The organism is Rhizobacter sp., assembly GCF_031412495.1.
Lineage (GTDB): Bacteria > Pseudomonadota > Gammaproteobacteria > Burkholderiales > Burkholderiaceae_C > Schlegelella_A.
In genome coordinates, this window is sequence record NZ_JANODC010000175.1 from 1 (window position 1) to 10,313 (window position 10,313).

A 10,313-nucleotide genomic window follows, 5' to 3' on the forward strand; every position below is an offset into this window, starting at 1 on the left:
AGGTCGACCTTGTCCTCGGTGATGAAGCGGCGCGCGTTCTTGACGGCGATCGTCGTGTCGGTGGCGTCGTCGAGGACGATGACGTTGAGCTTCTCGCCGGCGATCGACGTCGGCCACAGGGCGATGCCGTTGCGCGTCGGGATGCCGAGCGCCGAGGTCGGGCCGGTCAGGGGAATGCTCACGCCGATCGTGATGTCGGCGAGCGCGGGCGCGGCGGCGAGGGCGGTGCCGAGGGCCGCGGCCAGCAGGCGGAGGGTCTTCATGGGTGGGTGTCTCCTGAGTCGTTGTCGTCGAACACTGAAAAGGCGGGTCATTCGCACAGGGCGCGAATGTCTTCGGGGATCGGGATGGCTCGCAGGCGATCGGGATTGTCGGCGTCGCGGCGCACGAACGCCCGCGTCTCGGTGCCTTCGCAGATCAGCGTCTCGCCGCGGGTGACGCGGTGCGCGTGCACGAAGACCTTGTTGCGCCACTCGGCGACGTGGGTCGCGATGCTGAGCGTCTCGGCATAGGTGGCCGCGGTGACGAAGCGGGTGCCGATCTCGAGCAGCGGCGTGCCGACGATGCCGCGTGTCTTGACCAGCTCGCGCCACGGCGGCACGCCGCACTGCATGAAGAACGCCAGCGACGCAGAATCCATCCAGCGCTGGAAGTTCGGATAGAAGACGATGCCCGCCGGGTCGCAGTCGCCGAACTCGACCTGGACCGTGTAGTGGGTGGTGCGCGGCACGGGGTTCAGGCGGCGCGCGGCAGGATGACGTCGCGGTCGCGGCCGAGGTACATGCGGGCGACGTCGGCGTCGCGGTGGTGCAGCACCGCGCGCTGGTTGATCGAGCCCTTGTCGGTGACCTCGCCGCGGTCGATCGACGGCGGCTCGGCGAGCACGAGCGCACGAGCCACCCGCGTCGCGCTGCCGGTGCCCTGCGAATGAAGGCTGTCGACCAGGCGCTGCAGGAACTCGCGCACGCGCGCGTCGCCGAGGACGATGTGCGCCGGCGCGTTGTCCGGCATGCCGGCGAAGGCGCGGCAGGCGTCGAGGCGCATGAAGAGCAGGATGCCGATCTCGCTGCGGTCGATGCCGGCGATGACGACGTCCTGTACCAGCGGGTCGCCGGCGGCGATGATCTTCGCGCGCAGCGGCCCGACCGAGACGAAGGTGCCGGTCGAGAGCTTGAAGTCCTCGGCGATGCGGCCGTCGAAGACGAAGCCGCGCCCGGGCTCGGCCGGCTCCATCGGCTTGGCGGCGTCGCCGCTGCAGAAGAAGCCTTCCTCGTCGAAGGACTCGGCCGTCTGCTCGGGCGCGCGCCAATAGCCCGGCGTGACGTTGGGGCCGCGGTAGCGCACCTCGAGCTTGCCGCCGGCGGGCACCAGCTTCATCTCGACGCCGGGCGCGGGCAGGCCGATGTGGCCGGACTTCACCGCGTGCGCGTTGGCGCAGATGGCGAACGGCGCCGTCTCCGTCATGCCGAGCCCGGTGAGCATGCGGATCCGCTCGCCGCAGGCCTGCTCGGCGACGCGCTCGAGCTTGTCCCAGACCGGCTGGGCCAGGCCGGCGCCGGAGAAGAAGAACATCTTCACCCGGCTGAACAGGGTGCGCCGCAGGGCCTCGTCGACCTCGAGCGCGTTGGCGATCTCCTCGAAGCCCTTCGGCACGTTGAAGTAGATCGTCGGCGCGATCTCGCGCAGGTTGCGCAGCGTCTCGCCGATGAGCGCCGGCGTCGGCTTGCCTTCGTCGATGTGCAGCGTGCCGCCGTTGTAGATCGTCAGGCCGACGTTGTGGTTGCCGCCGAAGGTGTGGTTCCAGGGAAGCCAGTCGACCAGCACCGGCGGTTCCTCGGCCAGCGCCGGGAAGCACTGCCGGATCATCTGCTGGTTGGCGCAGAGCATGCGCTGCGTGTTGACGACGCCCTTGGGCAGCTTTGTCGAGCCCGAGGTGAAGAGGAACTTGGCGATCGTGTCGGGGCCGACCCGCGCCTGCGCCGCGTCGACGGCGGCGGTGGGCTCGGTCGACGCCAGGACGGCGAACGGAACGACCGCGCGCCCCGTCAGCTCGCCCTCGGTGAGCACCACCGTCGTGTCGGCGGGGACGGCGGCGGCGATGGCCTTGGCGTACGCCGGCCCGCTCGCGAACACCAGGCCCGGCGTCAGCAGGCCGAGGATGTGCTTGAGCTTGCCGTGGTCCTGCGAGATCAGCGAATACGCCGGCGAGACCGGCGCGAACGGCACGCCGGCGAGCATGGCGCCGAGCGCGAGCAGGAGGTGCTCGATGTCGTTGTCGGACAGGATCGCGACCGGTCGGTCGACGGAGAGGTCGCGGTCGAGCAGCGCCTGGGCGACCGCGCGCGCCGTGCGCACCGCCTCGGCATAGCTGACGCGGCGCCAGTCGCCGCCGCGGACGCGCTTGGCGACGAGGGTCTGGTCGGGCGTGCGTTCGGCCCAGTGCAGGAGCGAATCGGTCAGGCGCGCGGGGTGGGCGCCGAGCGGCTCGGTCGAGGTCACGCGCCAGACGCCGTCCTCGGTACGGTCGATGCGCGCCGTGAGCGACCCGCCGAGCGCCACCGGCCGATAGGGCGGCGCCGTGCCCGCCGTCGTCATTGCCGCGTCACCTTGCCGGCGCGCCCTTCGAGGAAGGCGCGGATCCGGTCCTTCGCGGCGGGGTCGCCCGAGGCGATCGCCGACATCAGCGACTCGAGGAACAGGCCCTCGGCCGGGCCCATGTCGGCGATGCGCGGCAGCGCGTGCATGACGGCGAAGTTCGAGAGCGGCGCGTTGCCGGCGATGCGCTGCGCGAGCTCGAACGCCTTCTCCAGCCCGTGCCCGGTCTCGACGAGGTACTGCGACAGGCCGATGCGCAGCCCCTCCTCGGCGTCGTAGACGCGGCCGGTCAGCATCATGTCGGTCATGCGCGCGGTGCCGATGAGGCGCGGGATGCGGCTCGAGCCGCCGCCGCCGACGAAGATGCCGCGCTGCCCTTCCGGCAGCCCGTAGTAGGCGCTGCGCTCGGCGACGCGGATGTGCGCAGCGACGGCGAGCTCGAGGCCGCCACCGACGACGGCGCCGTGCAGGACGGCGACGACCGGCACCCGGCCGAACTGGATCTGCTCGAAGGCGGCGTGCCACGAGCGCGAATGCATCACCGCCTCGGCGACGCTGCGCTCGGAGAGCTCCGAAAGGTCGAGGCCGGCACTGAAGTGGCTGCCTTCGCCGCTCAGCACCACCGCCTGCGTCTCGGCCGGGAGGTCGGTGAAGGCGGACTGCAGCCGCGCCACCAGGGTGTCGTTCAGCGCATTGCGCTTCGCGGGGCGATTCAGGCGAACGTGCGTGACCGGCCCCGCGTGCTCGATTCGAAGCAGGCCGGGCTCGGCTGAAACCGGTTCGGAGGGGGGTGACGAAAGAGCCATGACTATGAAATTTAGTTAATGATGGTAAGCACACCAAGGCGACTCAAGGGGGCTTACCCTAGCAACGCTTGCCCAGGAGAACGCGGACGTGCTGGCTTCGATTGATTAGTCGCGTTAATCTTATCGGTCGCGCGAGCCACTGCCCTGGAGGACTTGGAGCCATGAACACCGCCGACCTCGTCGCCATCGACACGCACACCCATCTGGAGGTGTCGTGCCGCAACCCCTTCGACAACTACGGCGAGGAGTTCGACCGCGCCGCCGACAAGTACTTCTGCTCGTCGCGCCGGCCGACGATGGACGAGACGATCGCCTTCTACCGTGAGAAGAAGATCGGCTTCGTCAACTTCACCGTCGACGCCGAGTCCTTCGTCGGCCGGCGCCGCATCCCGAACGAGGAGATCGCCGAGGCGGCCCAGAAGAACGCCGACATCATGATCGCCTTCGCCTCGATCGATCCGCACAAGGGAAAGATGGGCGCCCGCGAAGCCAGGAAGCTGGTCGAGGAGTACGGCGTCAAGGGCTTCAAGTTCCACCCGACGATGCAGGGCTTCGAGCCGTCGGACCGGATGGCCTGGCCGCTCTACGAGGTCATCGCCGAGCACAAGCTGCCGGCCATCTTCCACAGCGGCCACTCCGGCATGGGCTCGGGCATGCGCTGCGGCGGCGGGCTGCGCCTGCAGAACTCGAACCCCATGCTGCTCGAGGACGTGGCGATCGCGTTCCCCGACATCGATTTCGTCATCGCCCACCCGTCCTGGCCGTGGCAGGACGAGGCGATCTCGCTCGCCATGCACAAGCCGAACGTCTGGATCGACCTCTCCGGCTGGAGCCCGAAGTACTTCCCGCCGCAGCTCGTGCAGTACGCGAACACGCTGCTCAAGGACCGCATCCTCTTCGGCAGCGACTTCCCGCTGATCACGCCCGACCGCTGGCTGAAGGACTTCGGCGAGGCCGGCTTCAAGGACGAGGTGCGGCCGCTGATCCTGAAGGAGAACGCGAAGCGGCTGCTCCGCCTGTCGTAGGGCCTGCGGGTGACGCCGCCGGGCAGGAAACCCCGATTGGTCGGCCTGCCGAATTCAGCTACTGTGAGCCGGTCTCATCGCTGCCTGGAGGCTCTCCCATGACCCTGCTCCGCCGACTCGCCGCCCGCACCGCGATTCCCCTGCTACTGTTCGCCGCTGCCGCCCCGGCACTGGCGCAGAACACGGTGCTGCGGGTCGTGCCGCACTCGAACCTGGCGATCCTCGACCCGATCTGGACCACCGCCTACATGAGCCGCAACCACGGCTACATGATCTACGACACGCTCTTCGGCACCGACGAGAACGCCAAGATCAAGCCGCAGATGGTCGAAAGCTGGACCGAGAGCGGCGACCACCGCCTCTGGACCTTCAAGCTGCGCCAGGGCCTCGCCTTCCACGACGGCAAGCCGGTCACCGGCGACGACGTCGTCGCCTCGCTGCAGCGCTGGGGCAAGCGCGACGCCATGGGCAGCGCCCTCATGACCTTCGTGCAGCGCATGGACTCGCCGACGCCGGACACCTTCCGCATCTTCCTCGGCGAGGCCTGCGGCTTCGTCCTCGAGGCGCTCGGCAAGCCGTCGTCGAACGTGCCCTTCATCATGCCCAAGCGCATCGCCGACACCGATGCCTTCAAGCAGATCGAGGAGCACATCGGCTCGGGCCCGTACACCTTCAAGCAGGACGAGTTCAAGCCGGGCGACAAGGCCGTCTACCTGAAGAACGCGAAGTACGTTCCGCGCAGCGAGCCGCCTTCGGGAAGCGCCGGCGGCAAGCACGTCTACGTCGACCGCGTCGAATGGAACCTGGCCCTGCGCGACGCCCAGGCGCAGGTGAACGCGCTGAAGAACGGCGAGGTCGACATCATCGAGTCGCTCGGCTTCGACCACTACGAGACGGTCAAGGCCGACGCCTCGCTGCAGCTGCCGAAGTACTCGAACTACGGGCTGCAGTACATGGCCCGCTTCAACCACCTGCACAAGCCGTTCGACAACGCCAAGGTGCGGCAGGCGGCGATCGCCGCCTTTGCGCAGGAGCCGTTCCTGCGCGCCCAGGTCGGCGTCAAGGCGCTGTACAGGCCGTGCGCCAGCATGTTCATCTGCGGCACGCCCTACGGCAGCACCGCCGGCAGCGACATCCAGGCGAAGTCGAACATGAAGAAGGCGCAGGACCTGCTCAAGGCCTCCGGCTACGACGGCACGCCGATCGTGCTGATGAAGCCGACCGACCTGGCGGCGATCCAGAAGCTGCCCGACGTCGCGGCGCAGCTGATGCGCCAAGCCGGCTTCAAGGTCGACCTGCAGGCAATGGACTGGCAGACGCTGGTCGGCCGCCGCGCCAAGAAGGATGCACCCGACAAGGGCGGCTGGCACATGTTCCTGACTGCCTGGCAGACCTACGACGTGTGGAGCCCGATCGCCAACCCGACCATGGACACGCGCGGCGAGAAGTCCGGCTGGTTCGGCTGGGCCAGCGACGACAAGATCATGGAGCTGCGCGCCCAGTTCATGCGCGCCACCGACGAGCCGACCAAGAAGAAGCTCGCCGACCAGATCCATGCCCGCGCGTTCGAGGTCGCGACCCATGCGCCGCTCGGCGAGTACGACCAGCCGATGGCGGCGCGCAAGAACATCAGCGGCTTCTTCGTCACCAACGGCAACATCTACTGGAACCTGAAGAAGACCGGCTCCTGAGCGACCGCGCACCCGGGTCCTGAAGCGCCGCCGCTGCATCCATGGGCAGCTTCCTCGCCCGGCGGCTGCTGGCGACCCTGCCGGTGCTGCTGATCGTGGCGGTGCTGGTGTTCCTGATGCTGCGGCTGACGCCGGGCGATCCGGCCGCGTTGCTGGCCGGCGACGCCGCCAGCACCGAGCAGATCGCCCGGATCCGTCAGGGGCTCGGCCTCGACCGGTCGATCCCGGAGCAGTTCGCGATCTGGTTCGGCCGCCTGCTGACCGGCGACCTCGGCGAGTCGTTCTACTACAAGACCCGCGTCATCGACCTGATCGGGCAGCGCCTGGAGCCGACCGTGTCGCTCGCCGCCCTGACGATCACCATCGCCGTCCTGGTCGCGGTTCCGCTCGGCGTGCTGGCGGCCTGGCGCTTCGGCGGCTGGCTCGACCGCGGCCTGATGGCGTTCTCGGTCCTCGGCTTCTCGATCCCGGTGTTCGTGCTCGCCTACTTGCTGATCTGGCTCGTCTCGCTGCAGCTCGGCTGGCTGCCGGTGCAGGGCTACCGGCGCTTCGCCGACGGCACCCTGCCGTGGCTGCAGCACCTGCTCCTGCCGGCGATCACGCTGTCCGTCATCTACATCGCGCTCATCGCCCGGGTGACGCGCGCGGCGGTGCTCGAAACCCTCGGCGAGGACTACATCCGCACGGCGCGGGCGAAGGGCCTGCGCGAGGGCCGCGTCCTCATCCAGCATGCGCTGGCCAATGCCGCGGTGCCGATCGCGACGGTCATCGGCATCGGCATCGCCCTCCTGATCGGCGGCGTCGTCGTCACCGAATCGGTGTACGCCATCCCGGGCCTCGGCCGCCTCACCGTCGACGCCGTGCTGGCGCGCGACTTCCCCACCATCCAGGGCGTGATCCTTCTGTTCTCCTTTGTCTACGTGATCGTCAACCTGCTCGTCGACCTGTCGTACGTGTTCTTCGATCCGCGGATCCGGTACTAGGCATGCTGCCGGTTGCGCGAGGAGCGGCGGGGTCGGTAGGGCACGGCAACGCCGCGTCCGGGCAGGCCGCGGCGCTTCACTGGAGCGGTCTTCGCTCCGCTCCGACTTCCCTGCGATGCTCGGTCGCGTGGCCCCGTCGCATAACTCCCTACGCTCATTTCGTTTGCTGCGCTCAAACAGATGCGACGAGTCAGATGACGATGCGCGCTGCGCGCGCGGCCACGAGCCCTGCGCTTCTCGGCGCCCCAGAGGCGCGCCGCAGCCTGCCCGGACGCGGCGTTGCTGCAGCGCGTAGTGGTTCACGGAACAAGACCAGTCCAGCGCGGCAGGCGGTGTCCGGCGGGGGCGCTGTCTGTGGCGGCGAGAAGCGCAGGCCTGGGGTCGGCGCGCGCAGCGCGCTTCGTGGTCTGACTTGCCGCATCTGTCTGAGCGCAGTGAGCGCAGCGAACGACGCGAGTTATGCGGCACGACCCCAGGCCGAGCATCGCAGCGGAGTCGGCTCGCAGCGCCGACCGCCACAGTCTGCGCCAGCGCCGGGCACCGCCTGCCGCGCCGCGCGAGGGATGCACTGAAATGAGCGTTGTTCCTGCCCCAGCCCAATCTTTCGAGGCGCTGTCGGTCGAGGCCGCGACCGTCATCCCGCAGCAGAGCGCCTGGCAGCGCGTGCGGCGGAGCACCTCGGTCCGCATCGGCGGCTGGTTTCTCGCGCTGCTGGTCGTGGTCGCCCTGCTCGCGCCGTGGCTCGGCACCGTCGATCCGTCGCTCTTCGACCCGGCGAGCCGCGACCTCCTGCCCGGCCGAGCCGGCGAGATCACGACGCTCGAGGGCGAGACGCTGAAGCACCGCTTCCTCATGGGCTCGGACAGCTTCGGCCGCGACATCTACAGCCGGGTGATCTACGGCACCCAGGTGTCGCTGATCGTCGGCATCGCGACCGCCGCCGTAGCGATGGCGATCGGCGTCCTGCTCGGCCTGCTCGCCGGCTTCCTGCGCGGCGTCGACGGGCCGCTGATGCGCGTCATGGACGGCCTGATGGCGATCCCGGCCATCCTGATCGCGATCGCGCTCGTCGCCATGTGGAAGGGCAGCCTGCTGACGGTGGTCATCGCAATCGCGATCCCCGAGATCCCGCGCGTCACCCGCCTCGTGCGCTCGCTCGTGCTGACCATCCGCGAGGAGCCCTACGTCGAGGCCGCGATCTCGCTCGGCACGCCGACCTGGAAGATCATGCTGCGCCACATCCTGCCGAACACGGTCGCGCCGCTGGTGGTCCAGGGCACCTTCATCTGCGGCTCGGGCATCCTCACCGAAGCGATCCTGTCGTTCCTCGGCGTCGGCCTGCCGCCGGACATCCCGACCTGGGGCAACGTGATGGCCGAGGGCCGCGGCCAGTTCAACGAATACCCGCACAACATCTTCTTCCCCGGCGTGTTCCTCACCTTGACGGTGCTGGCCATCAACCTGCTCGGCGACGGCCTGCGCGACACGCTCGATCCGAAGATGGCGAAGCGGGTATGACGGCAGCGGCGGCCACCGCGCTGCGCGCGGACCCCAGGCCCGGCGGTGACGCGGGCGCGCCCATCCTCCAGGTCCGCGACCTGACGATCGGGCTGCCCTCCGGCGGCGACCGCTCGACGGCGGTGCGGCAGGTCTCCTTCGACGTCGGCCGCGGCGAGATCCTCTGCCTGGTCGGCGAATCGGGCTCCGGCAAGTCGGTGATCGCGCAGGCCGTGATGGGCCTGCTGCCGAAGTCGCTGCCGGTCCTCGGCGGCAGCATCCGGCTGCAGGGCGAAGACCTCACGCAGGCGGCGCCGGCGCGCCTGCGTGCCCTGCGCGCGACCCGCATGTCGATGATCTTCCAGGAGCCGATGACGGCGCTGAACCCGGTAATGACCTGCGGCGAGCAGATCAGCGAGGTGCTGCGCGAGCACACCCGGCTCGGCCCGGCCGAGCGCCGCGCCAAGGTGCTCGAGATCGTTCGCGAGGTGCTGTTGCCGGAACCCGAGCGCATGGTCGCGAGCTATCCGCACCAGCTCTCCGGCGGCCAGCGCCAGCGCATCGTCATCGCCATGGCGCTGGTGCTCGACCCGGCCCTGCTGATCGCCGACGAGCCGACCACCGCGCTCGACGTCACGACGCAGGCGCAGATCCTCAAGCTGGTGCTCGACCTGCAGCGCCGGCACGGCGCCGGCGTGCTCTTCATCACCCACGATTTCGGCGTCGTCGCCGAGATGGCGCACCGGGTCGCGGTGCTGCGCCTGGGCACGCTGGTCGAGCTCGGCACGAAGCACGACGTGCTGCAGCGGCCGCAGCACGACTACACGCGGATGCTGATCGGCGCCGTGCCGACGCTGCACCTGAAGGCGCGCCCCAGCGACCCGGCGGCGCCCTTCGTGCTGCGCGTGCGCGGGCTCGACAAGACCTACCGCGACAAGCGCTGGTTCGGGGCGCAGCGCACGGTGCACGCGGCGAGCGACGTGAACCTCGAGATCCGACGCGGCCAGACGCTGGGCATCGTCGGCGAGTCCGGCTCCGGCAAGTCGACGGTGGCGCGCTGCATCGTCCGCCTGATCGACCCGAGCGGCGGCTCGGTGCTGCTCGGCAGCGGCGCCGGCGAGGACATCGCGACCCTGGCCAGCCGCGCACTGCGGCCGCTGCGCAAGCGCGTCCAGATCGTCTTCCAGGATCCCTACCGCTCGCTGAATCCCCGCCGCAACGTCGCCGAGGCGCTCATCGAGGGCCCGGTGAACTACGGCCTCTCGCGCCAGGAAGCGCTGCTGCGCGCGCGCCAGCTGCTCGAGATGGTGCGCATGGACAGCGGCGCCCTCGACCGCTACCCGCACCAGTTCTCCGGCGGCCAGCGGCAGCGCATCTGCATCGCGCGGGCGCTGATGATGGAGCCGGAGCTGCTCGTCGCCGACGAGGCCGTCTCGGCCCTCGACGTCTCGGTGCAGGCGCAGGTGCTGCGCCTGTTCGAGGAGATCCGCGTCCGCCTGAACCTGGCCATGCTCTTCATCACCCACGACCTGCGCGTCGCCTCGCAGGTCTGCGACCAGCTGGCGGTGATGTCGAACGGCCAGGTCGTCGAGGTCGGCCCAGCGCACCAGGTCTTCAGCGCACCGCAGCACGCCTACACGCGCGCCCTCTTCGCCGCCGCGCCGGGGCGCGACTTCGCCTTCGGCACCGCCCTCGCCGACCCTGTGTCCTGAACCC

The 10,313-nt window shown here is 69.6% G+C and carries 9 protein-coding genes; 5 read left to right on the forward strand and 4 right to left on the reverse strand.

What is annotated here, in order from left to right; translation table 11 throughout:
- From AC30N0_RS06475 to AC30N0_RS06490, 4 genes are all read right to left on the reverse strand, one after another.
- Positions 1–263: ABC transporter substrate-binding protein (locus AC30N0_RS06475; protein WP_489517107.1), on the reverse strand; the 263-nt coding region annotated here is incomplete at its 3' end.
- 47 nt (positions 264–310) lie between these two features.
- Positions 311–730 (reverse strand): acyl-CoA thioesterase, encoded by a 420-nt coding sequence (locus AC30N0_RS06480; RefSeq protein WP_489517108.1) that lies wholly within the window; start codon positions 728–730, stop codon positions 311–313.
- A 5-nt stretch (positions 731–735) separates the two neighbouring features.
- Entirely contained in the window at positions 736–2,595 is a 1,860-nt protein-coding gene (locus tag AC30N0_RS06485; RefSeq protein WP_489517109.1) for a feruloyl-CoA synthase, read from the reverse strand.
- Positions 2,592–3,401, reverse strand: a complete 810-nt coding sequence (locus AC30N0_RS06490) for a crotonase/enoyl-CoA hydratase family protein (RefSeq protein WP_489517110.1) — start codon at positions 3,399–3,401, stop codon at positions 2,592–2,594. Before AC30N0_RS06490 ends, AC30N0_RS06485 begins: the two co-directional genes overlap by 4 nt.
- Positions 3,402–3,562: 161 nt before the next feature.
- Here AC30N0_RS06490 and AC30N0_RS06495 point away from each other — a divergent pair, with 161 nt between their 5' ends.
- From AC30N0_RS06495 to AC30N0_RS06515, 5 genes are all read left to right on the forward strand, one after another.
- Complete coding sequence (locus AC30N0_RS06495; protein ID WP_489517111.1) at positions 3,563–4,426, forward strand: amidohydrolase family protein; 864 nt, start codon at positions 3,563–3,565, stop codon at positions 4,424–4,426.
- Between the two features lie 98 nt (positions 4,427–4,524).
- On the forward strand, positions 4,525–6,117 hold the full coding sequence (locus tag AC30N0_RS06500) for an ABC transporter substrate-binding protein (RefSeq protein ID WP_489517112.1): 1,593 nt from the start codon (positions 4,525–4,527) through the stop codon (positions 6,115–6,117).
- 41 nt (positions 6,118–6,158) lie between these two features.
- Entirely contained in the window at positions 6,159–7,100 is a 942-nt protein-coding gene (locus tag AC30N0_RS06505) for an ABC transporter permease (protein WP_489517113.1), read from the forward strand.
- Between the two features lie 573 nt (positions 7,101–7,673).
- Positions 7,674–8,618 carry an ABC transporter permease gene (locus AC30N0_RS06510; RefSeq protein WP_489517114.1) on the forward strand — a complete coding sequence of 315 codons (945 nt, stop codon included), beginning with the start codon at positions 7,674–7,676 and terminating at the stop codon, positions 8,616–8,618.
- On the forward strand, positions 8,615–10,309 hold the full coding sequence (locus AC30N0_RS06515; protein ID WP_489517115.1) for an ABC transporter ATP-binding protein: 1,695 nt from the start codon (positions 8,615–8,617) through the stop codon (positions 10,307–10,309). The genes AC30N0_RS06510 and AC30N0_RS06515 overlap by 4 nt, the downstream gene beginning before the upstream one ends.
- Positions 10,310–10,313 lie beyond the last annotated feature (4 nt).

Excerpts from the sequence above, each read along its gene's own strand:
- AC30N0_RS06515 (WP_489517115.1), top strand. The coding sequence starts at position 8,615 with ATGACGGCAGCGGCGGCCACCGCGCTGCGCGCGGACCCCAGGCCCGGC.
- AC30N0_RS06495 (WP_489517111.1), top strand. The coding sequence starts at position 3,563 with ATGAACACCGCCGACCTCGTCGCCATCGACACGCACACCCATCTGGAG.
- AC30N0_RS06490 (WP_489517110.1), bottom strand. The coding sequence starts at position 3,401 with ATGGCTCTTTCGTCACCCCCCTCCGAACCGGTTTCAGCCGAGCCCGGC.
- AC30N0_RS06500 (WP_489517112.1), top strand. The coding sequence starts at position 4,525 with ATGACCCTGCTCCGCCGACTCGCCGCCCGCACCGCGATTCCCCTGCTA.
- AC30N0_RS06485 (WP_489517109.1), bottom strand. The coding sequence starts at position 2,595 with ATGACGACGGCGGGCACGGCGCCGCCCTATCGGCCGGTGGCGCTCGGC.
- AC30N0_RS06510 (WP_489517114.1), top strand. The coding sequence starts at position 7,674 with ATGAGCGTTGTTCCTGCCCCAGCCCAATCTTTCGAGGCGCTGTCGGTC.
- AC30N0_RS06505 (WP_489517113.1), top strand. The coding sequence starts at position 6,159 with ATGGGCAGCTTCCTCGCCCGGCGGCTGCTGGCGACCCTGCCGGTGCTG.